The following is a 21163-nucleotide window of genomic DNA, read 5'->3' on the forward strand; positions in this document are numbered from 1 at the left end:
CCGGCCATGGCCTACTTCCTGCTCCGTCTGGAACCGCCCCGCCCGAGCTTCCCGTTCGACGCGACGGAGGCCGAGAAGGCGCTGTTCTCGGCGCATTCCGGCTACTGGATGGAGCAGGCGGCCCGTGGAGCCGCCATCGCGGTCGGGCCCGTCTTCGAGTCCGGCGGCACCTGGGGCCTGGCCCTGGTCGAGGCCGACGACGCGGCCGGGGCCGAGGCGCTCGGCGAAGCAGATCCCGTCCTGATGGCGCAGGCAGGCTTCCGGTACACCGTCTCGCCCGTTCCATCCCTGATCCTGCGGCGCTGACGTCGCGGCCCGACATCCAGAGGAGGCCCCCCGCGGGGCAGAAGAGCATGGCAACCGACATCCTCGTCCCGACCCTCGGCGAATCCGTGAGCGAGGCCACCATCGGCCGCTGGTTCAAGAAGCCCGGCGACACGGTCGCGGCCGACGAGCCGATCGTCGAGCTCGAGACCGACAAGGTCACGCTGGAGGTGAACGCCCCGGCGGCCGGCCAGCTCGGCGAGATCCTGGTCAAGGACGGCGAGACCGTGGAGCCCGGCGCCCTGCTCGGCTCGATCGTCGAGGCCGGTGCAGGCGCCGGCAAGAAGGCCGCCCCGAAGGAGGCCGCCGAGACCAAGACTGAGAGCCGGAGCGAGGCCCCGAAGGCCGCCGCGCCCGCCAGGGCCGAGGCCCCGGCCCAGGAATCCTCCGCCGGCTACGGCAACCACGGCGACGCCGCCGCGCCCGCGGCCCAGCAGCGTCCGGTCGGCGACAACGGTCCGGCTGTGGCGAAGCTCGCCCGGGAGTCGGGCGTCGACCCGTCGTCCGTCAACGGGTCCGGCAAGGACGGCCGCGTCACCAAGGGGGACATGCTCGGCGCCATCGCCAAGGGGCCGGCCCCGTCGGCGCCCGCCAAGGAAGCCCGCCCGACCCTGCCGCGCGCGCCCTCGGCGCCGGACGACGCCGCGCGCGAGGAACGCGTGCGCATGACGAAGCTGCGCCAGACCATCGCGCGCCGCCTCAAGGACGCGCAGGACACCGCGGCGATGCTGACGACGTTCAATGACGTCGACATGTCGGCCGTGATGGCGATGCGCAGCCAGTACAAGGACATCTTCGAGAAGAAGCACGGCACGAAGCTCGGCTTCATGGGCTTCTTCACCAAGGCGGTGATCGGCGCCCTCAAGGACGTGCCGGCGGTCAACGCCGAGATCGACGGGCAGGACCTCGTCTACAAGAACTACTACCACATCGGCATCGCGGTCGGCACCGATAAGGGCCTCGTCGTCCCGGTCGTGCGCGACGCCGACGACCTGTCGATCGCCGGCATCGAGAAGAAGATCGCCGGCTTCGGCAAGAAGGCCCGCGACGGCAAGCTCTCCATCGAGGAGATGCAGGGCGGCACCTTCACGATCACCAACGGCGGCATCTACGGCTCGCTGATGTCGACGCCGATCCTCAACGCGCCGCAATCGGGCATCCTCGGCATGCACCGCATCGAGGAGCGCCCGGTGGTCCGCGCCGGCAAGATCGAGGCGCGGCCGATGATGTACCTCGCCCTGTCGTACGACCATCGCATCGTCGACGGTAAGGAGGCCGTGACCTTCCTGGTGCGGGTCAAGGAGGCGCTGGAGGATCCGGCGCGCCTCGTGCTGGACCTCTGAGGCAGCCATGTCGGGCGCTGAGAACAGGGTCGCGATCGTCACCGGCGGCAGCCGCGGCATCGGCCGCGCGGTGGCGCTGCTCCTGGCGGAGCGCGGCTACACCGTGTGCCTGAGCTACGTGTCGGACGCGGCCGCGGCGCAGGACGTGGTGGACGCGATCGCGGCCCAGGGCGGACACGCGCTCGCCGTGAAGGGCGACGTCGGCGACGAGGCCGACGTCATCGCCCTGTTCAAGGCGGCCGACGGCCTCGGCCGCCTCGCGGCGCTCGTCAACAATGCCGGGGTGGTCGACGTGAAGTCGGACGTCGCCGACATGAGCGTCACCCGCCTGCAGCGCATGATGACCACCAACGTGGTCGGCAGCTTCCTCTGCGCGCGGGAGGCGGTGCGGCGCATGTCGACCAAGCGCGGCGGGGCGGGGGGCGCGATCGTGAATCTGTCCTCGGTGGCGGCGCGCCTCGGCGGCCCCGGTCAGTTCGTGGACTACGCCGCCTCCAAGGGCGCCATCGACTCGCTGACGGTCGGGCTCGCCCGCGAGGTCGCCGCCGAGGGCATCCGGGTCAACGCGGTGGCGCCCGGCATCATCGCCACCGAGATCCACGCCAGCGGCGGCGAGCCCGACCGGGTGGAGCGCCTCGGCCCGGGCGTCCCGATGAAGCGGGCCGGCACCGCGGAGGAGGTGGCCGCACCGATCGTGTGGCTGCTCTCGGAGGAGGCCTCCTACACCACGGGCGCCATCCTCGACATCGGCGGCGGCCGCTGAGCCTCAGCCCGACCTGACATTCCCTGCCCGTCCCACACGCGGCACGACCGAGCGGAAGCGAAGCCTCATGTCCTACGATCTCGTCGTCATCGGCACCGGCCCCGGCGGCTACGTCTGCGCGATCCGCGCGGCGCAGCTCGGCCTGCGGACCGCGGTGGTCGAGAAGCGCGCGACGCACGGCGGCACCTGCCTCAACGTCGGCTGCATCCCGTCCAAGGCCCTGCTGCACGCGTCCGAGGCCTTCGAGGAGGCCAACACGCACTTCGCCGATCTCGGCATCGACGTCGGCACGCCGAAGCTCGACCTGAAGAAGATGATGGCGTTCAAGGCCGAGGGCGTCGCCGGCAACACCAAGGGCGTCGAGTTCCTGCTCAAGAAGAACAAGGTCGACACCTTCCACGGCACCGGCCGGATCGCGGGCGCCGGCCGCGTCGAGGTCATCGCCGAGGACGGCGGCAACCGGATGCTCGAGACCAAGAGCATCGTCATCGCCACCGGCTCGGACGTGGCGCGCCTGCCAGGCGTCACAATCGACGAGAAGGTCGTGGTCTCCTCCACCGGCGCCCTCGAGCTCGACCGGGTGCCCAAGAAGCTCCTCGTCATCGGCGCCGGCGTGATCGGGCTGGAGCTGGGCTCCGTCTGGCGCCGGCTCGGCTCCGAGGTGACCGTGGTCGAGTATCTCGACCGGGTCCTGCCCGGCATGGACGGCGAGGTCGGCAAGCAGTTCCAGCGGATCCTGACCAAGCAGGGCATCGCCTTCAAGCTGTCCACCAAGGTGACCGGCGTCGAGGTCGGCAAGAAGGGCGGCGCGACGGTTACGGTCGAGCCGGCCGCGGGGGGCGCCGCCGAGACGCTGCAGGCGGACGTGGTCCTCGTCTGCATCGGCCGGACGCCCTACACGGAGGGCCTCGGCCTCGACACGGTCGGCGTCCAGCGGGACGACAAGGGCCGGGTCCTCACCGATTCCCACTACGCCACCAACGTGACCGGGATCTACGCCATCGGCGACGTCATCGCCGGCCCGATGCTCGCCCACAAGGCCGAGGACGAGGGCGTGGCGATCGCCGAGATGCTGGCCGGCCAGTCCGGCCACGTGAACTACGGCGTGATCCCGAACGTGGTCTACACGTTCCCGGAGGTCGCCTCGGTGGGCAAGACCGAGGAGGAGCTGAAGAAGGACGGCATCGCCTACAACGCCGGCAAGTTCCCGTTCACGGCCAATGGCCGGGCCAAGGCGAACGGCACCACGGACGGGTTCGTGAAGGTGCTCGCCGACGCCCAGACCGACCGGGTGCTCGGTGTGCACATCGTCGGCGCGGATGCCGGCAACCTGATCGCCGAGGTGGCGGTGGCGATGGAGTTCGGCGCCTCGTCGGAGGATATCGCCCGCACCTGCCACGCGCACCCGACGCTGACCGAAGCCGTCAAGGAAGCCGCGCTGGCGGTGAACAAGCGCGCGATCCACGTCTGACGGACCACGTCTGACGGGCGAAGGCCCACGGCGGCACGCGTTCTATGGCTCGGCAGGCTGAGCCGTCAGCTCGAAGGGCCGCGGGCCTCGCGTTTGTGCGGCCCGTCGGGGGAAGCCCCGGCGCGGGATCAGGCGATCTTGCGCCGGGGATTGGGCAGGTCGGCGATCCGCAGCAGCGCGCTCGGCGCGGGCGGGGCCGTCAGGGCGTTCAGGAGGTACGGCCGGCGCAGGCCCAGCGCGTTGTGCAGGGCGAGATCGATGTCGCGGGCGTAGAACGGCATCCGCAGCACGGCGTCGACGCCGAAGTAGCGGCCGGCCTGGGCGACGGGCTCCAGTTCGGACGTGGTCAGCAGGGTGATCCGGGTCGGGAGGCCCAGGGGCTGGATCTGGCAGGCCAGTTCGAGCCCGTCGATGCCGCCGAGCTTCACGTCGATGAAGGCGAAGTCGTAGGCGGCGAGCTTCAGCTGCTTGAGAGCGTGGCGGCCGTCATCCGTCTCGTCGAGCTCGATCGCGAAGCCGCTGCGCGCCACGACGCGGCTGATCGCCGAACGCCCGGCCGGGGTCGAGCAGGCGAGCAAGGCCCGTGTCGGCGCGCGACGGCGGGCATCCGCGTGGAGCAGCTGCTCGATATGGCTCGGGTCGAGGGGCGTCTTCAGCACCTCGTAGGCCCCGAGGCTCGTGGCGATCTCCTGCCAGTGCGGCAGCACGCGGGTCGCCACCAGCACCAGGCAGGGGGGCTCCGCACCCGCGCGACGCGCGACGGCGACCGCCTCGGGTCCGCTGAGGTCGTCGAGCTGCAGCCCGACGAAGGCCAGGGTCGGACGGTGGCGGAGGAGGATGTCGCAGAGGGCCTGACCCGAGGTCGCCTCGTCGATCACGGCGCCGGGATCGAACCGCAGGACGATCTCCCTCAGGGAGAGGCGGCGTCCCGGATCGCAGTCCGCGATCACGACACGTGCCGGCGCCCTCCCATCCTGAAGATCCATGACGCCCGCCCAAGCCGATCCCGTTCGTTGCCCATAATGGCCGAGGATCGTGACGAAGCTCTTAAAGAGCGCGGCTATGCACTAGGCGAAACGGATGACGCGCCTATAGCCGCCGATGAGCTCTCTCGAAGTCCAAGTTTTTAGCAATCTTGGTCAATGGCCGGCCCTCGGGTGGGCCGCCGCGTAGGCGCTCATGAGACGGGCGGCGTCGACCTGCGTGTAGAGCTGCGTCGTGGACAGGGAAGCGTGGCCCAGGAGTTCCTGGATCGCGCGCAGCTCGCCCTGGCGCGCCAGCAGATGGGTTGCGAAGGAATGCCGCAGGGCGTGCGGCGTGGCGCTCTCGGGCAAGCCCAGGGCGCCGCGGGCGCGCGCGACCGTGTACTGGATGATGCGCGGCGAGAGCGGGCCGCCCCGGGCACCGAGGAACAGCGGCCCCTCCGGCGGCAGCGGCAGGGGACAGGCGGCGACGTAGTCGGCCACGGCCTGCGCCACGACGGGCAGGATCGGCACCATGCGCTGCTTGCCGCCCTTGCCGAGCACGGTGACCTGATCGACGCCCGGCAGGGGGGCGTCGCGGCGACTCAGGCCCAGCGCCTCGGAGATGCGCAGCCCCGCGCCGTAGAGCAGCGCCAGCACGGCGGCGTCCCGGGCCAGGACCCAGGGCTCCCGCTCCTCGCCGGCGCGGATCGCGGTATCGGTCAGCGCCACCGCGGCGGAGACGGGCAGGGGGCGTGGAAGCCGCCGCGGAACCTTGGGCGAGCGCACGCCGCCCAGGGCCGAGACGGTGCCGAAGCCCTCGCGCTCGAGGAAGCGGGCGAAGGAGCGCAGGCCTGCCAGCATGCGCATCAGCGAGCGCCCCGAGACCTCGTCGGCCCGGCGCGCGGCCATGAAGCCGCGGATGTCCCGCACCTTGAGCCCGATCAGCATCGGGATCGTCGGTGTCCCCTGACGGGACGCGAGGTGGTGGAGGAACTGGCGAAGGTCGCGCCCGTAGGCCTCGACGGTGTTGGACGACATCCGCCGCTCCCGCGCCAGCGCCTCGATCCAGGCCAGGACGGCGTCGCGAAGGCGGGCGTCACCCGGAAACAGCAGCCGGTCGCCCTGGGTCTCGTGCGTGCTCGCGTGCGTGCTCATGGCGACACTCGACCGGATCCGCGTTGCCGGGAGCTTAATGCCGGTCGCCGTCCGCCCCCAGGGCCGGGCTCGTGCCGCGCGGCGCGCCGTGCCAAGCTGACCCGATGAGCCTCCTCGCCTACGCGGCCGCCGCCCTCGCCGAGATCGCCGGCTGCTTCGCGTTCTGGGCCTGGATGCGGCTCGGACGGTCGGCCTGGTGGACGCTTCCGGGTCTCGCCTCGCTGGCGGCCTTCGCGGCCCTGCTGACCCTCGTGGACAGCCCGGCGGCGGGGCGCACCTTCGCGGCCTACGGCGGCGTCTACGTGGCGGCCTCGGTCCTGTGGCTGTGGCTCGCGGAGGGCCAGCGGCCCGACCGCTGGGACCTCGCGGGCAGCGCGGTCTGCCTCGCCGGAACGGCGCTGATCCTCCTCGGCCGCCGGGGGTGACAGCGGCGCGGCAGCGCACCGTGCCGGGACGGCCACAGGTGGCAACCTCCGCGGCCGGAACCTTGGTGAAACCAAGCGTTCACGATACGTACGGCAGCCTCGGGCCGTTCACCGAGCCGTGGAGCCCCATGACCAGCCCCGTCCGCATTCTCGGCATCGATCCCGGACTCCGCCGCACCGGCTGGGGCCTGATCACCGCGCAGGGTACGAAGCTCACCTACGGCGATTGCGGGGTCGTGACCTCGGACGGGGAGCTTCCGCTGGCCCTGCGCCTGCGGGAGCTGTTCGAGGGGATCGGCCGCATCGTCGAGGCCGTGCGGCCCGACGAGGTCGCCGTGGAGGAGACCTTCGTCAACAAGGACGCCCAGGCGACGCTCAAGCTGGGCCACGCGCGGGCGATGGCGCTGCTCGTGCCGGCCCTCGCCGGCCTGCCGGTGTTCGAGTACGCCCCCAACCTGATCAAGAAGACCGTGGCGGGCTCCGGCCACGCCGAGAAGGTGCAGATCCAGGCGATGGTCCGCTTCCTTCTGCCGAAGGCGGAGTTCCGCGTCGCGGACGCCGCCGACGCGCTGGCCATCGCGATCACCCATGCCAGTCACCGGGACGCCCACGCGCTGCGGCAGGCGCATCTGCCGGGGGGCAAGCGCCGCTCGCTCACCGGTCAGGCGGCCGCGGGACAGGGGCTCGCAGGGAAGGGATTCTCCGCCGCCGCCGCCGCACGCATCGAGGCCGCGCTGGCGAAACAAGGCTGACGGGATCGGGAAGGACTTGGTGGGGGAAGTAGGACTCGAACCTACGAAGCTTACGCAGCGGATTTACAGTCCGCCCCCTTTGCCGCTCGGGACATTCCCCCAAGGCGGGCATCGCCCGCGGCGCCCTTATGGTGAGGGGTGGGCCGGGTGTCAACGCTTATGGTGCACCGATCCGGCCCGGCGGGTGCGGCAATCGTGGAGAGCGGGGCGGTTTCGCCCGAAAGCGCCGCGCCCGCGGCTCCGCCGCCGGGACGAAAACGCGAACGTTCCGCGACTGCGGGGATTCACAAAGGAATCCGGATCGGCCACGGTGCGCCGATGTCGCCCTGCTTCGCCGGCCCTTGACCCGTCCCGCCCCGTCCCTGCGGTCGCACCAGCGCACGCTGATGGCCCTGGTCGCGGCCATGGCGAGCGGGGAGGCGGCCCATGTCCGGAAGATCCTGGCCGCGGTCACCCCCGGCGGCGGCAAGTCGCTGCTGCCGGTCATCGCCGCGCACCGGCTGATCGCGGCGGGGCTCGTCGAGCGCGTGGTCTGGGTGGTGCCGCGGGATTCGCTGCGGTTGCAGGCCGAGGAGGCCTTCGCCGATCCGCTCTGGCGCGCGGCCTTCGGGCACGCCCTCAGCGTGCGGGCGGCCGACAACGAGCGCGACCCGGCGCGGGGTCTGGCCGGCTACGTCACCACCTATCAGGCGGTCGCGGCCGCCCCGGCGCTCCACCTCGCGGAGGCGCGGGCGCACCGCACCCTGCTGGTGGTCGACGAGGTCCATCACCTGCCGGTCCCCGGCCGCCCGGGCGCCGACGACCCCTCCGCGGAGGATGCCGAGGCCGGGGCGTGGTCCCGCGCGATGCTGCCCGTCATGGAGGCGGCGACCGTGCGCCTGTACCTGTCCGGAACGCTGGAGCGGGCGGACGGGCGGCGGATCCTCGGGCTGCCCTACCGACCCGCCGGGCCCGGCCGCGGTCCGGAGCTCGACCTCGACGCTCCCGGCCTCGCGGTGATCGGCTACTCGCGGGCGCAGGCGCTGGCCGAGCGGGCGGTGCTGCCGGTGACGTTCGGGGCCATCGACGGCGAGGCGAGCTGGCTGGAGGGCGGCCGGATCGCGGGCGACAGCCCGCGCGTCGGACCGCACCGGCTCGGCGCGGGCTCGGTCCGGATCACCACCCGGCCGGCGCTGTTCACCGCCCTGCGGACCGGGTTCGCCCGCGACCTCCTGAGCGAGGCGTTCTTCGCCACGAAGCGCCTGCGCGCCCGGCGCCGGGTCGAGCGCGAGCTCCCGCCCGGCGAGCCGGCCCGGGGGCTCGGCAAGCTCCTCGTGGTGGCGCCCGATCAGGCGAGCGCGCGGGCCTATCTCGGGACCCTGCGGGACTGGATGCCGGCCGGGCAGGGCGAGCGCGATGTCCGCCTCGCGACCTCCGGCCAGGGCGACGCCCACGCGGCGCTGGCCGCGTTCCGGCTCACGCCGGAACCGGCCGTGCTGGTGACGGTGGCGATGGCCTACGAGGGCCTCGACGCCCCGGAGGTCGCGGTGGTCGCGGCCCTGACCCATATCCGCTCCCGGCCCTGGCTCGAGCAGATGCTCGCCCGGGCCACCCGGGTCGATCCCCATGCCGGGCCCTACGACGGGCAGCAGGCGCTGATCTTCCACCCGGACGACCCGCTCTTCGCGCGGTTTCGCCTCGAACTCGAGACCGAGCAGGGCAGCAGCGTCCGGCCGCCCCGCGAGCGGCCGGCGAGCGCCGTCGTGCCCGAGCGGACCCGCTGGCGCGACGACGAGCCGGGCGGGATCACGCCCCTGGAGAGCAACGCGATCGGGATGCGCTACGCCCTGCTGCGCCCGCGCCTCCCCGAACCGGTCCCCGCGGCGGCCGCGCCCGAACCGCCCTCCGTCACCGAGCGGACCCTGCGCCAGCGGCTCGCCGCCGCGGTGGCCGCCCAGGCGGTGGAGGACGAGACCTCCCTGCGCGTCCCCCGCGGCGGCAATCTCGCCCACCGCTACAACGCCGTTCTCAAGCGCGTGATCGGCAAGGGCCGCGCGACCATGACCCTCCCGGAGCTGGAGGCGGCCCTGTCCTGGCTCGAGCGCAACCGCCTCTCCGACCATCTCGACCGCCTCGACGGCGACGCCCGCTACGCGTGGTCCGCCCGCCAGCGCCGCGGGCGCTGGCAGCCGGAGCGCGCCGCCGGCCGCTGAATCGCCCGGGAAGGAGACAGCCGTGACCGAGAGCCTGCCCGCCGCCTTCGCCGCGACACTCACCGCGTCCGAGCCGCCCAGGGGCTGGGCCGCCCCGCTCGCCGCGCTCTGGTGGCTCGCCCGGGACGGCTCCGGACCGGCCTCCGCCGCCTGGGAGCGGGCGCACCGCCTCGTCCAGGACGCCGGGGGACCCGACGCGGCCTGGGTCCATGCCCATCTCCACCGGATCGAGGGCGACGACGGCAATGCGCGCTACTGGTACGCCCGCGCCGACCGCCCGGTCCCGAACGGCACGCTCGCGGAGGAGCGGACCGCGCTCATCGCCGCCCTCTGGGCACCGTCCTGACCGCTCCGGGCGGCGCCGCGTCGACCGTCCCGGGCCCGCCGGACCGCGGAACGCCAAGGCTCACAGCCAGTTGAATGGCCGCCCGGCGCGGAGATCGGGCCTCGATTATCGGAGCGGATCCATGAGCCTCCTCGGCAGCATCGTCAGCAAGATCCTCCATCCGTTCGGTGGTGGCACCGCGGACGCCGCCCCCGCGCCCAACGCCGGCTCCGGCGGCCCGGCCGGCACGAGCACGCCCTCGACCCCGTCGGCCCCCGGCACGGCCGGCGGCAGCGAGCCGGTGGACGTCGAGGCGGTGCTCACCAGCCTCGCCGAGAAGAACCCGCAGAAGCTCGACTGGCGCCACTCGATCGTCGACCTGATGAAGCTGCTGGGCCTCGATTCCGGCCTCGCCTCGCGCAAGCAGCTCGCCGACGAGCTCCACTACACCGGCGACAAGGACGATTCGGCGAGCATGAACATCTGGCTGCACAAGCAGGTCATGCAGAAGCTCGCCGAGAACGGCGGCAAGGTTCCGGACGATCTGAAGCACTAGAGCGCCGACCCCGCGATCGACGGGCATCGCCGCGGACGGTCTCGACCGTCGCCGCGGCGATGTCGCTTCTCGGGCCCGTCGGGCGCCGGCGGTTCACGCCGACGGCGACACCTGCAGACGAGCCCTTGCAGCGCCCCGGTCTTTCTCGGTCACATGGCCCGCGTCACGCAGCGCCGAATCAGGCGGCGCCGAGGAGCGAACGGTCATGGACAGCCCGACCGGGGACCGCAGCGGCGCCTTCGAGGCGTCCCCTCTCGCCGCGATCGCCGCGGCGGTCGCCCGCGGTGACGTGGCACGCATCGCCGCGCTGGCGCCCGGTCTGGATCTCTCCCTCCGCGGCGACCGGAACCTCACGCTGCTCGAATGGGCGATCTGGAACGCGCGGCCGCGCGCGGTGTCGGCCCTGCTCGACGCGGGCGCGGACCCGTCCGTGCCGGGGCTCGATCAGGAATCCGCGCTGCACATGGCGGCGATGGTCGAGGAGCCAACCTACCTGGAGATCCTGCTGCGGTACGGCGCGCCGGTCGACCCGGTGAGCCCGCGCGCTCGGTGGACACCGCTGTTCCGCGCCGTCCAGAACCGCCGCGAGGCGCAGATCGTGCTGCTGCTGCGAGCCGGCGCGGATTTGAGCCGGGTCGACGCTACCGGCAACTCGCTGCTGCACGTGGCCGCCCAGGTCGGCGCGGCCAATCCCTGGGTGCTGCGGCTGCTCGAGGCCGGGATCGACCCGACCCTGCGCAACGCGCAGCAAAAGACCTTCCAGCCGTACTTCTTCGCGACGCCGGATCGCCTGCTCAACGACGAAGCGCGCGAGACCCGCGCGGCGGTCCGCGCGTGGCTCGTCCGGCACGGCGTCCCCGCGGAGGCGGGGCGCTGACGAGACCCGGCCGGGCTCCGCGTCAGCGCCCGGTGCGGACCCGAGTCCAGAGGCGGGTGACGAAGCGCTGGGTGCGGTCGTCCCAGGCGGTGTTGATGGACAGGCGCTGCATCGTCGCCTCGTCCGGGTAGATGCCGGGATTGCTCAGGATCTCGGGCTTCACGAACTTCTTCGCCGCGAGGTTGCCGCTGGCGTAGGAGACGAAGTTGGTGTTGGCCGCCGCCACCTCGGGCCGCATCATGTAGTCGATGAAGGCCAGCGCCTCGGCCGGGTGGGCGGCATCCTTCGGGATCGCGAAGGTGTCGAACCACATCAGCGCGCCCTCCTTCGGCACGACGTAGGCGATGTCGATCCCGTTCTTGGCCTCCTCGGCGCGGCGCTTCGCCTGCATGATGTCGCCCGAGTAGCCGACGGCCAGGCAGATATCGCCGTTCGCCAGCGCCTGGATGTACTCCGACGAGTGGAACTTCCGCACGGCGCCGCGCACCTTGTAGAGGGCGTCGGTCACCAGGGTCATGTCGTCCCAGCGCTTGGAATCCGCCTTCGCGCCGAAGGCCGGGAGCATGCTGGGGATCAGGTCCTCGGGGCTGTCGAGCATCATGATCCCGCACTCCTTCAGCTTGTTCGCCGAGGCGGGGTTGAGGACGACGGACCACGAGTTCACCGTCGCGTTGGCGCCCAGGCGCTCGCGGACGGCGGCGACGTTGTAGCCGATGCCGGTCGTGCCCCACATGTAGTCGACGGCGTAGGTGTTGCCGGGATCGTAGGCCGCCAGCCGGCTGGTCACCTCGGGCCAGAGGTTGCCGAGGTTCTTCAGCCTGGACTTGTCGAGGGGCAGGAAGGCGCCGGCCCGGATCAGGCGCTGCAGGTAGGGCCCCGACGGCACGACGATGTCGTAGCCCGACCGGCCGGCGAGCAGCTTGGTCTCCAGGATCTCGTTGTTGTCGTAGGTGTCGTAGACGACCTTGATCCCGGTCTCGCGGGTGAAGGCCTCGAGCACCGTGGGGTCGATATAGTCCGACCAGTTGTAGATGTTGACGACCCGCTCCTCGGCGGCCGGTGCCGGCCGCACGAGGGGCAGGGCCGCCAGGAGCCCTCCCGCGAGAACGGCCGCAGCGGCTGCCAGGACGGACCGGCGCCCGCCGTTCACCGGCTCCTCGCGGCCACGACCACGATCTCGACCAGGTACTCGGGCGCGGCGAGCTTGGCCTCGACCGTGGCGCGGGCCGGCGGGTTCTCCGGGGAGACCCAGGCGTCCCAGGCGGCGTTCATCTCCGCGAAGGTCGCGATATCGGCGAGATAGACGGTGGCCGAGAGGATCCGCGCCTTGTCGCTGCCGGCCGCGGCCAGGAGCCGGTCGATCTCCGACAGGATCTGCTGGGTCTGGATCGTGACCCCGGTGCCAACCGTGTCGGACGCGACCTGCCCGGCGAGGTAGACCATGTCGCCGAAGGTGACGGCCTGCGACATCCGCTTGCCCGGCTCGATACGCTGAATGTCCATACCCGTCTCCACATCCTCGAGAACCGGCGTATCTGCCGCCGCACCGGCCTAGCCGTAAAGGCCCGCGCGCGCACGCGAGGCTTGAACCCGAGGAAAATCGTCATCGGTGGCCAGGGTGCGGGCAACCGTCGCGGGTCTCGAAGCGTTCTGCCGCCATCGACAATCACGCCTTGGGGTCAGTCATGGGTATTCTCTGGACCATCATCATCGGGTTTCTCGCCGGCGTCATTGCCAAGTTCCTCATGCCCGGCCCGAACGAGCCCGCCGGCTTCATCCTGACCACGATCCTCGGCATCGTCGGCGCCTTCGTGGCGACCTTCCTGGGCCAAGCCATCGGCTGGTACGGGCCGAACCAGGGCGCGGGCTTCATCGGCGCCATCGTGGGCGCCGTGGTCGTGCTGTTCATCTACGGCCTGATCGCCGGCCGCCGCACCACGACCTACTGACCTCTCCGGCCGGTCCGGAAACGACAAGGGGCGCCCCGAGGGGCGCCCCTTTTTCGTGGCCGCGACCGGCCGTGAATCTCAGAAATGCTCCGACGCGGCCTTCACGGCGCAGTGACCGGTGGCGCCGCGCACCGCGAGGCCGACTCCGACCACGAGGGCCAGCAGGCTCAGGAGCTTGTTCGGCCGGGGCTGCGCGGCCGCGGCGGCGATGCCGAGGCCCAGCGCGACCGAGACGGCGCGCTCCGTCGTCGACAGGTTCGGTTGCCCGCTGAAGATGTCGTGCATCATGTCGTTAGCCATGAGGGTCTCCGGTTGGGAAGTCGCGGGGGAACGCGGCATCGGGCGCCCCGTTCCCGGCCGGCGGCCGGCGCGGGCCCCTTCCCGCGACGGAACGAAAACGGGCGCGGCCCCGGAGGACCGCGCCCGTCTGAGTCACCCCGCGCCGACCGCAGCCGGCGCGGGTGTTCCCCTTCTTACTCGCCGGCCTCGCGGCGGCGCTCGCCGCGGTGGCGGCCGCCCTCGCGGGGCTCGCGCGGCTCGTCGCCGCGCTCGGCCCGCTCGGCGTCGCGCTGCGCCTTGATCTTGTCGGTGATGTCCTCGCCCGTCTGCTGGTCGACGACCTTCATGGACAGGCGGATCTTGCCGCGGTCGTCCTGACCGAGGAACTTCACCTTGACCTTGTCGCCTTCCTTGACGACGTCCTGAACCTTGGCGACCCGCTGGGCGGCGAGCTCCGAGATGTGGACCAGGCCGTCCTTCGCGCCGAAGAAGTTCACGAAGGCGCCGAACTCCATGCACTTCACGATCGTGCCGTCGTAGATCACGCCGACCTCCGGCTCCGCCACGATCGAGCGGATCCAGTTGTAGGCCGCCTTGATCGCCTTGCCGTCGGCCGAGGCGATCTTCACGACGCCGGTATCCTCGATGTTGATCTTGGCGCCGGTCTTCTCGACGATCTCGCGGATCACCTTGCCGCCGGTGCCGATCACGTCGCGGATCTTGTCCGTCGGGATCTGCATCGTCTCGATGCGCGGCGCGTACTCGCCGAGCTCCGGACGGGCCGCCGTCAGGGCCTTGGCCATCTCGGCCAGGATGTGGGCGCGGCCGTCCTTCGCCTGGGCGAGGGCGATCTTCATGATCTCCTCGGTGATGCCGGCGATCTTGATGTCCATCTGGAGCGAGGTCACGCCCTCGTCCGTGCCGGCCACCTTGAAGTCCATGTCGCCGAGGTGATCCTCGTCGCCGAGGATGTCGGACAGGACCGCGAAGCGCTCACCCTCGAGGATGAGGCCCATGGCGATGCCCGCCACCGGACGGCGCAGCGGCACGCCGGCATCCATCAGCGACAGCGAGCCGCCGCAGACCGAGGCCATCGAGGACGAGCCGTTGGACTCGGTGATCTCCGACACGACGCGGATCGTGTAGGGGAACTCGTGGGCCGGCGGCAGGACCGGACGGATCGCCCGCCAGGCGAGCTTGCCGTGGCCGATCTCGCGACGGCCCGGCGAGCCCATCCGGCCGGTCTCACCGACGCTGTAGGGAGGGAAGTTGTAGTGAAGCAGGAAGCGCTCCTTGTAGGTGCCTTCCAGCGCGTCGATGAACTGCTCGTCCTCGCCGGTGCCCAGCGTCGCCACGACCAGCGCCTGGGTCTCGCCGCGGGTGAACAGGGCCGAGCCGTGGGCGCGGGGCAGAACGCCGACCTCGGAGAGGATCGAGCGGACCGTCTTCACGTCGCGGCCGTCGATGCGGGCGCCGCTGTCGAGGATGTTCCAGCGGACCACCTTCGACTGGGCCTCCTTGAAGGCGGCCTTGACCTTCTCGGCCGAGAACTTCTCGGCGCCCTCGGGGCAGAGGGCGGCCATCACCTTCGCCTTCACGGCGTCGACGGCGGCGTAGCGCTCCTGCTTGACGGTCTTGGTGTAGGCGGCGCGCAGCTCGGCCTCGCAGACCTCCAGGACGGCCTTCTCGACGTCGGCGTTCTCGGGGGCCTTGAAGTCGCGCGGCTCCTTGGCGGCCTTCTCGGCGAGGCGGATGATCGCCTCGATCACCGGCTGGAAGTGCTTGTGGCCGAACATCACGGCGCCGAGCATCACGTCCTCGGAGAGCTCCTTGGCCTCCGACTCGACCATCAGCACCGCGTCCTGCGTGCCGGCGACGACGAGGTCGAGGCTGGACTCTTCCTTGGTCTCGGTGACCAGCGGGTTCAGCCGGTAGCCGCCGTTGATGTAGCCGACGCGGGCGCCGCCGATCGGGCCCATGAACGGCACGCCCGACAGGGTCAGGGCCGCGGAGGCCGCGACCATCGCGACGATGTCGGGATCGTTCTCGAGATCGTGGGTCAGGACGGTGACGACGACCTGCGTGTCGTTGCGCCAGCCCTCGATGAAGAGCGGGCGGATCGGGCGGTCGATCAGGCGGGAGACCAGGGTCTCCTTCTCGGAGGGACGGCCCTCGCGCTTGAAGTAGCCGCCCGGGATGCGGCCGGCGGCGTAGGCGCGCTCCTGGTAGTTCACGGTGAGCGGCATGAAGTCGATGCCGGGCTTCGGCTCCTTGGCCGCGACCACGGTCGCGAGCACCGAGGTCTCACCGTAGGTGGCGATGACGGCGCCGTCGGCCTGGCGGGCGACCTTGCCGGTCTCCAGGACGAGCTTGCGGTCGCCCCACATCAGCTCTTCGCGTTGAACGTCGAACATTCTCAATCTCTTCCTTGCCTGCGGCGGGCCCAAGCCCGGCGCCGCCCGGGGGCAAGACGGCGAGACACTGCGCCTGAGAACCCTCGGCGAAGTGTCTCGCGATCCTGCCCCGACGCTGGCGCCTCGAAGCGGCCCGTTTGCCGGGAGGCCGGACCCATTCCGGCAGCCCGCGATGGTGAAACGCGGCCCCGGGCCGGGCCCGGAACCGCGCGGAGTGCGCCTTAGCGGCGGATGCCGAGACGCTCGATGAGGGCGCGGTAGCGGGCCTCGTCCTTGCGCTTGACGTAGTCGAGCAGCGAGCGGCGCTGCGAGACCAGCTTCAGGAGGCCGCGGCGGGAATGGTTGTCCTTGCCGTGGGTCTTGAAGTGGCCGGTCAGGTTGGTGATCCGCTCGGTGAGGATCGCCACCTGGACCTCGGGGGAGCCGGTGTCCTTAGCGTCCTTGCGGTGTTCCTTGATGAGCGCGGTCTTGCGCTCTGCCGTGATCGACATCGCGTGCCTCTCGGGTTGTGCTGGTCGGATGCGGCGCCCCCAACGGGCGCGCGCGGGCTCGGCGTTCGGCCAGTGCCGGGATGTCGTCCAGCACGGTCACAGCGCCAAGCGGCTCAAGCCCCGCCCGGAAACCCGGGTCGAGGCCGCGCGATCCATACACGAAACCGACGGTTATGCCAGTCCCGAGCCGGGCGAGCCGCGGCGGCTGCGCGTCGCGGCGGTCCGGCCTCGCCCCGAGTCGCCCGAAAGAACGGTTAACGCCCCCGTGCTACCCGGAGCCGCTCACGCGACGCGGCCCGGCGATGAACGGCACCTTCTCGGATGCGTGCGGCGTCGTCGTCGCGACGCTGCTCGGCATCCCCCTCGTTCTCCTCCCGGGCTACGCCCTGGGCAGGCTGACCGGCATCCTCGGATTCCGCGCGCTCGCGCCCGGCGACCGCCTCCTGTGCGGGGCGCTCCTCGGAATCGGGCTCCTGCCGGCCCTCGACAGCCTTCTGATCGAGGCGGCCGGCGTCCCGGCCGCGGCGCTCGCCGCCGGCGCCGCGGGGCTCGTCGCGCTGCGTCCGGCCCTGCGCGACCTGCGGGATTCCCGCGACCGGGCGGCGCTGGCCCTCGCGCTGCTCTGGCTCGGCGTCGTGGCCTACGCGCTGATCGACGTCGACACCGGCACCGCCCTCTACCGGCCCGTGACGGTCATCGACCTCGTCAAGCACGCCGCCCTCACGCGCGCGATCGTCGAGCACGGATTGCCGCCGGTGGACCCGTTCTTCGCCCGGCCCGAGCGGGCGGGCTACTATTACGGCTTCTACACCCTCACTGCCCTGGTCGACTGGGCGGGCGGCCGGCTGGTCGACGGCCGGACCGCCTTCGCGGGCCTGGCCTTCTGGACCGGCCTCGCGCTCCTCGGCCTGCTCGACCGGCTCCTCGCCGCGACCGGCCTCGTCGCGGACGCCGCCCCCCGGCTCGTGCGCCGCGCGGTGCTCCTGCTGCTGCCGGCCGGAAGCCTCGACATCCTGCTGGTCGTCGCGGACCGGGCCACCTCCGGGACGTGGCTGCCGATCCCGGAATGGCTGAACGAGCAGGTCCTCAACTGGCCCGCCTCGCTGGTCTGGGTGCCGCACCACGTCGCTGGCGCCCTGGCCGGGTGGCTCGGTCTCCTGGCCCTGGCGGAGGTCGCGGACCGGACGCGACCGGACCGGCGCGCGGAGGCGGCGGCGGTCGGCGTCGCGGGGCTGGCCTTCGCGGCCTGTGCGGGCCTGTCCGTCTGGGTCTGCCTCGGCACGGCGGGCGCCGCGGGGATCTGGCTGACGCTGCTCGGCCTGGAGCGCCGCTGGCGCGCCGCGGCCCGGCTGGCGGCTGCCGGCCTGCTCAGCGCCGCGCTGGCCGCCCCCTACCTCCTCAGCGTGCTGGCCAACCGGACCGACGGCGGCGCGCCGATCCGGTTCTCGATCCGGCGATTCGGGCCGCTCGACGGCCTCGTCGACGAGCCGGCCCTGAGCGCGCTCCGCCTGGTCCTCCTGCCGCTGAACTACTACGCGGCCCTGGGCGTCTGCGCCGCCGGTGCGCTGCTGTTCTGGCGCCTCGTGCCCCGCCGCGAGGCCCACGGCCGCGAGGCCGGGCGGCTGCTCACCCTCTGCGCGGCGGCCAGCCTGCTCCTCGGCGGCGTCCTGCGCTCGGCGATCCTCAACAACGACCTCGGCGCGCGCGTGGTCCTGCTCGCGCAGGTCGCGACCCTGGTCTGGACCGTGGTGGCCCTGACCCGCCTCAGCGAGGCGCGGCGGCTCCGGTTCCCCGGCCTCCTCGCCGCGCTGCTCGCCCTCGGTTACGCGACGACCCTCTACGGCTTCGTCGGCATGCGCGCCTATACGGCCTCCGACCGGCCCGCCTTCGCCCGCCTCGCCGGCCGTCCCGACATCGACCGGGCGCTGCGCGCGGCCTACGCCTGGGCCGGCACGCACCTGCCCCGGGACCTGGTGCTGCAGCAATCGCCCGTGCCGCGGCGGGTGTTCGATTTCGGGCTCTACGGCCTCCAGCCGACGGGGGTGGCCGACGCGGAGGCCCGGCTGTTCGGCGCCCCGCCGGAGGCCGTGGCGTCGCGGCTCGCCGACGTCGCGCCGATCTTCCGCGACCGCCTGGACGGCGCGGAGGTGCGGCGGCGCGCCGAGGCGGCCGGGATCGGCGCCCTGGTCGTCACCGCGCAGGACGCGCCCTGGAGCGGCCCGGATTCCTGGGTCTGGCGCAGCCAAGCGGTCTACGCCGATCCGCTCGTCCGGATCCTGCGGGTCGAGGATCTCCATGACTGAAGCCGGTCCTAGGGCACCCGCCCACCCGCGCGCCGCGCAGGCCCTGCGCTGGCTCTGCGCCCAGGCGCTGCTGCAGGCCGGCGCCGTCCTCCTCGGCTTCGGCTGCTTCGTGCTGCTGTTCCAGACGGATCTCTGGTCCGGGGTGACGATCCTGTTCTACCGCGGCCTGATCCTGCTCGCGGTCGCCTTCCTGCTGACGCTGTCGGTCACGGCGGCCCTCGCCGGGCTCGGCCGGTCCTGGGGGCTGCGCCGGCGGGACGCCCTCGGCGCCTGCGTCCTGTCGCTGTCCCTGAACCTGAGCGCCTTCGTGATCCTGCCGGTGACGGTCGACCGCTCGATCAGCGTGTTCCTGCTCGGCCAGATGGCCGCCCATCCCGGGGAGCGCTTCACCCCGGAGCGGGCGCGGGCGGTGTTCGAGCGGGTCTATCTCGGCGAGTTCCGGCAGATGGAGCGGCGCCTGACCGAGCAGCAGGCCTCCGGCAACGTCGCGCGGGCGGGTGACGGCTACGTCATCACCCCGCAGGGCAGCGCCTTCATCCGCTTCTGCGGCCTCGTCGCCCGGGCGTTCCGGACCGACACCCGGATGATCGGCGCGGCCGCCGCACCGCCCCCGCCGGGCGCGGTCGATCCGGGAGCGCCCGACGGGGGCGGTGCGGTGCGGCGGTAGGCGGTACCGTTTCGGGCGCCGAGCGGTGCGGCAGCGGCCGGGACGGTTTCGCGGAGGCCGCCGTCCGGGCATGGAATATGCCGGGTGACGATCCGGGCGAGGGGAACGGACGCGATGGCGGAGTCCGCGGTGACCACGGGTGAGCGGGCGGGTGCGGGGGCAGGGCGCGACCTCGCCCGGAGCCTCACCGCGCCGGGCCTCGTCGCCATCGGCCTCGGCGCCACGATCGGCGCCGGCATCTTCGTGCTCACCGGAACGGCGGCGGCGCAGTACGCGGGCCCGGCGCTCAGCCTCTCCTTCGTGATCGGCGGCATCGCCTGCGGCCTCGTGGGCCTGTGCTACGCCGAGCTGGCCGCCATGATCCCGGAGCCGGGATCCACCTACACCTACACCCGCGCGAGCCTCGGGCGGTTTCCCGCCTGGATCATCGGCTGGGACCTCGTCCTCGAATTCGCCGTGGCGGCGGCGACCGTGGCGGTGGGCTGGTCGGGCTACGCGCAGTCCCTCGCGGCGGAGTTCGGCCTGCATCTGCCGCGGGCCCTGGCCGGGGCGCCCGGCGACGGCGGCCTCGTCAACCTCCCGGCGGCCGGGATCGTGCTGCTGCTCAGCGCCCTGCTGATGCGCGCCACCGAGGAGGCCTCCCTGGTCAACGGGCTGCTGGTCGCCTGCAAGGTCGCGATCATCCTGGCCTTCGTGGGCGTCGGCGTGGCCCATCTCCGGCCGGACCTCTGGCACCCGTTCGTGCCGGAGAATGCCGGGACCTTCGGCGCCTACGGCTGGAGCGGCGTGTTCCGCGGCGCCGCGGTGGTGTTCTTCGCCTTCGTGGGCTTCGAGACCGTGGCGACGGCCGCGGGCGAGTGCCGGGCACCGCAGCGCGACGCGCCGGTGGGCCTGATCGGGTCCCTGCTGATCACCACGATCCTGTACGTCGCCGTGGCGGCCGTCCTCACCGGCCTCGTGCCCTACCGCGACCTCGACGTCGCCGACCCGGTGGCCAAGGCGGTCGACGTGATCGGCCTGCCGGGCTTCTCGACGATCATCAAGGCCGGCGCCCTGATCGGCCTGACCACCTCGGCGCTGACCGCCCTCTACGGGCAGAGCCGGATCTTCTTCGCCATCGCCCGCGACGGGCTCCTCCCGGGGATCTTCTGCCGGGTCCATCCGGTGACGCGGGTGCCCGTGGCGAGCCAGCTGGTGATCGGCCTGTTCACGGCGGCCGTGGCGGGGCTCGTGCCCATCGACATCCTGGGCGAGATCGTCAGCATCGGCACGCTCCTGGCGTTCTGCCTCGTCTGCGCGACGGTGCTGATCCTGCGCCGGACCGATCCGGACCGGGCGCGCCCGTTCCGCGTGCCGGCGGTGACGCTCACGGCGGGGTTCGGGATCCTGTCCTGCCTCGCGCTGATGGCCTCGCTGCCGGCCGACACCTGGATCCGCCTCGCGGTCTGGCTGGCGATCGGCCTCGCGATCTACGCCGGCTACGGCCGGCGGCACGGTCGGCTCAGCTGATCAGGTTGATGGTGGCCTGCGCGAGCGTCTTGATCGAGGCCGAGGCGCTCAGGCTCAGTTCGTAGTTCCGGACCACCCGCTGCAGGTCGGCCGATTCGACCGCGCTGTTCACGTTCGGCAGGCGGACATAGCCGCTCGGGTCGGCCCCGGGACTGGTCGGGTCGTAGCGGGTGCGGAAGCCGGTGGTGTCGCGGGCGATCCGACCGACCGGGTCGCGGGGGCTGTCCGCCGCCACGGGGGCGAACACCGCGATCTTGCGGGCGTAGGGGGCCCCACCCGGGGTGGTCGGGACCGAATCGGCGTTGGCGAGGTTCTCGGAGATCGCGCGGATCCGTCCGCTCTGCACCTGCCGGCCGGCGGCCAGGGCGGCGGAGGCCGAGTGGAGGGCGCTGGTGTCCGGCAT

Annotated in this window: 22 protein-coding genes and 1 tRNA gene; 14 read left to right on the top strand and 9 right to left on the bottom strand. The window is 72.4% G+C overall.

Annotated features, from left to right (window positions below; all coding sequences use genetic code 11):
* Positions 1–6: 6 nt before the first annotated feature.
* The 4 genes from BKE41_RS05515 (at position 7) to lpdA (ending at position 3901) form a co-directional block, all read left to right on the top strand.
* A complete protein-coding gene (locus BKE41_RS05515; protein WP_012317926.1) occupies positions 7–306 on the top strand; it encodes a YciI family protein in 300 nt (99 codons plus the stop codon).
* A gap of 47 nt (positions 307–353) precedes the next feature.
* Positions 354–1667 carry a 2-oxoglutarate dehydrogenase complex dihydrolipoyllysine-residue succinyltransferase gene (gene odhB / locus BKE41_RS05520; protein ID WP_024830891.1) on the top strand — a complete coding sequence of 438 codons (1314 nt, stop codon included), beginning with the start codon at positions 354–356 and terminating at the stop codon, positions 1665–1667.
* 7 nt (positions 1668–1674) lie between these two features.
* Positions 1675–2430, top strand: coding sequence for an SDR family oxidoreductase (locus BKE41_RS05525; RefSeq protein WP_012317928.1), 756 nt, complete (start codon positions 1675–1677; stop codon positions 2428–2430).
* 67 nt (positions 2431–2497) lie between these two features.
* Positions 2498–3901, top strand: a complete 1404-nt coding sequence (gene lpdA / locus BKE41_RS05530) for a dihydrolipoyl dehydrogenase (protein WP_012317929.1) — start codon at positions 2498–2500, stop codon at positions 3899–3901.
* A gap of 128 nt (positions 3902–4029) precedes the next feature.
* On the opposite strand, the gene BKE41_RS05535 is transcribed toward lpdA, so the two are convergent.
* Both BKE41_RS05535 and BKE41_RS05540 read right to left on the bottom strand, forming a co-directional pair.
* A complete protein-coding gene (locus BKE41_RS05535; RefSeq protein WP_244633098.1) occupies positions 4030–4851 on the bottom strand; it encodes a response regulator in 822 nt (273 codons plus the stop codon).
* A 189-nt stretch (positions 4852–5040) separates the two neighbouring features.
* Positions 5041–6021 carry a tyrosine recombinase XerC gene (locus tag BKE41_RS05540; protein ID WP_012317931.1) on the bottom strand — a complete coding sequence of 327 codons (981 nt, stop codon included), beginning with the start codon at positions 6019–6021 and terminating at the stop codon, positions 5041–5043.
* Between the two features lie 104 nt (positions 6022–6125).
* Between BKE41_RS05540 and BKE41_RS05545 the strand changes: the two genes are divergently transcribed.
* Together BKE41_RS05545 and ruvC are read left to right on the top strand one after the other, a co-directional pair.
* Positions 6126–6446 carry a YnfA family protein gene (locus BKE41_RS05545; protein ID WP_012317932.1) on the top strand — a complete coding sequence of 107 codons (321 nt, stop codon included), beginning with the start codon at positions 6126–6128 and terminating at the stop codon, positions 6444–6446.
* Positions 6447–6574: 128 nt separating this feature from the next.
* Positions 6575–7198 (top strand): crossover junction endodeoxyribonuclease RuvC, encoded by a 624-nt coding sequence (gene ruvC / locus BKE41_RS05550; RefSeq protein WP_012317933.1) that lies wholly within the window; start codon positions 6575–6577, stop codon positions 7196–7198.
* A gap of 17 nt (positions 7199–7215) precedes the next feature.
* On the opposite strand, the gene BKE41_RS05555 is transcribed toward ruvC, so the two are convergent.
* Positions 7216–7299: transfer RNA gene (locus BKE41_RS05555), tRNA-Tyr, on the bottom strand.
* Positions 7300–7584: 285 nt separating this feature from the next.
* On the opposite strand from BKE41_RS05555, the gene BKE41_RS05560 reads away from it, so the two are divergent.
* From BKE41_RS05560 to BKE41_RS05575, 4 genes are all read left to right on the top strand, one after another.
* Positions 7585–9390, top strand: coding sequence for a DEAD/DEAH box helicase family protein (locus BKE41_RS05560; protein WP_071000638.1), 1806 nt, complete (start codon positions 7585–7587; stop codon positions 9388–9390).
* Positions 9391–9412: 22 nt separating this feature from the next.
* Complete coding sequence (locus BKE41_RS05565; protein ID WP_024830887.1) at positions 9413–9736, top strand: hypothetical protein; 324 nt, start codon at positions 9413–9415, stop codon at positions 9734–9736.
* A 121-nt stretch (positions 9737–9857) separates the two neighbouring features.
* Entirely contained in the window at positions 9858–10271 is a 414-nt protein-coding gene (locus tag BKE41_RS05570) for a DUF3597 domain-containing protein (RefSeq protein WP_012317936.1), read from the top strand.
* A 205-nt stretch (positions 10272–10476) separates the two neighbouring features.
* On the top strand, positions 10477–11148 hold the full coding sequence (locus BKE41_RS05575) for an ankyrin repeat domain-containing protein (RefSeq protein ID WP_070998678.1): 672 nt from the start codon (positions 10477–10479) through the stop codon (positions 11146–11148).
* 22 nt (positions 11149–11170) lie between these two features.
* On the opposite strand, the gene BKE41_RS05580 is transcribed toward BKE41_RS05575, so the two are convergent.
* Both BKE41_RS05580 and BKE41_RS05585 read right to left on the bottom strand, forming a co-directional pair.
* Positions 11171–12298: a polyamine ABC transporter substrate-binding protein gene (locus BKE41_RS05580; protein ID WP_024830886.1), complete on the bottom strand. Its 1128-nt coding sequence runs from the start codon at positions 12296–12298 to the stop codon at positions 11171–11173.
* Positions 12295–12651 (bottom strand): RidA family protein, encoded by a 357-nt coding sequence (locus BKE41_RS05585; RefSeq protein WP_024830885.1) that lies wholly within the window; start codon positions 12649–12651, stop codon positions 12295–12297. The genes BKE41_RS05580 and BKE41_RS05585 overlap by 4 nt, the downstream gene beginning before the upstream one ends.
* A gap of 182 nt (positions 12652–12833) precedes the next feature.
* On the opposite strand from BKE41_RS05585, the gene BKE41_RS05590 reads away from it, so the two are divergent.
* Entirely contained in the window at positions 12834–13097 is a 264-nt protein-coding gene (locus tag BKE41_RS05590; RefSeq protein ID WP_012317940.1) for a GlsB/YeaQ/YmgE family stress response membrane protein, read from the top strand.
* Positions 13098–13175: 78 nt separating this feature from the next.
* Here BKE41_RS05590 and BKE41_RS05595 read toward each other — a convergent pair whose 3' ends face one another.
* From BKE41_RS05595 to rpsO, 3 genes are all read right to left on the bottom strand, one after another.
* On the bottom strand, positions 13176–13397 hold the full coding sequence (locus BKE41_RS05595) for a YgaP-like transmembrane domain (protein WP_012317941.1): 222 nt from the start codon (positions 13395–13397) through the stop codon (positions 13176–13178).
* A 173-nt stretch (positions 13398–13570) separates the two neighbouring features.
* Positions 13571–15790, bottom strand: a complete 2220-nt coding sequence (pnp, locus tag BKE41_RS05600) for a polyribonucleotide nucleotidyltransferase (protein ID WP_070998680.1) — start codon at positions 15788–15790, stop codon at positions 13571–13573.
* Between the two features lie 221 nt (positions 15791–16011).
* Positions 16012–16281, bottom strand: a complete 270-nt coding sequence (rpsO, locus tag BKE41_RS05605) for a 30S ribosomal protein S15 (RefSeq protein ID WP_012317943.1) — start codon at positions 16279–16281, stop codon at positions 16012–16014.
* A gap of 302 nt (positions 16282–16583) precedes the next feature.
* Between rpsO and BKE41_RS05610 the strand changes: the two genes are divergently transcribed.
* The 3 genes from BKE41_RS05610 to BKE41_RS05620 all read left to right on the top strand — a co-directional run bounded on the left by BKE41_RS05610 (position 16584) and on the right by BKE41_RS05620 (position 20760).
* Complete coding sequence (locus BKE41_RS05610) at positions 16584–18584, top strand: hypothetical protein (protein ID WP_070998681.1); 2001 nt, start codon at positions 16584–16586, stop codon at positions 18582–18584.
* Complete coding sequence (locus BKE41_RS05615; protein ID WP_053620703.1) at positions 18577–19251, top strand: hypothetical protein; 675 nt, start codon at positions 18577–18579, stop codon at positions 19249–19251. The genes BKE41_RS05610 and BKE41_RS05615 overlap by 8 nt, the downstream gene beginning before the upstream one ends.
* Positions 19252–19365: 114 nt before the next feature.
* Positions 19366–20760 (top strand): amino acid permease, encoded by a 1395-nt coding sequence (locus tag BKE41_RS05620; protein ID WP_070998683.1) that lies wholly within the window; start codon positions 19366–19368, stop codon positions 20758–20760.
* Here BKE41_RS05620 and BKE41_RS05625 read toward each other — a convergent pair.
* Positions 20753–21163 carry a flagellar basal body rod protein FlgC gene (locus BKE41_RS05625; RefSeq protein ID WP_012317947.1) on the bottom strand — a complete coding sequence of 137 codons (411 nt, stop codon included), beginning with the start codon at positions 21161–21163 and terminating at the stop codon, positions 20753–20755. The two genes, BKE41_RS05620 and BKE41_RS05625, sit on opposite strands and share 8 nt — an antisense overlap.

Origin of the sequence: Methylobacterium sp. C1, from assembly GCF_001854385.1 — a bacterium.
GTDB classification, from domain to species: domain Bacteria; phylum Pseudomonadota; class Alphaproteobacteria; order Rhizobiales; family Beijerinckiaceae; genus Methylobacterium; species Methylobacterium radiotolerans.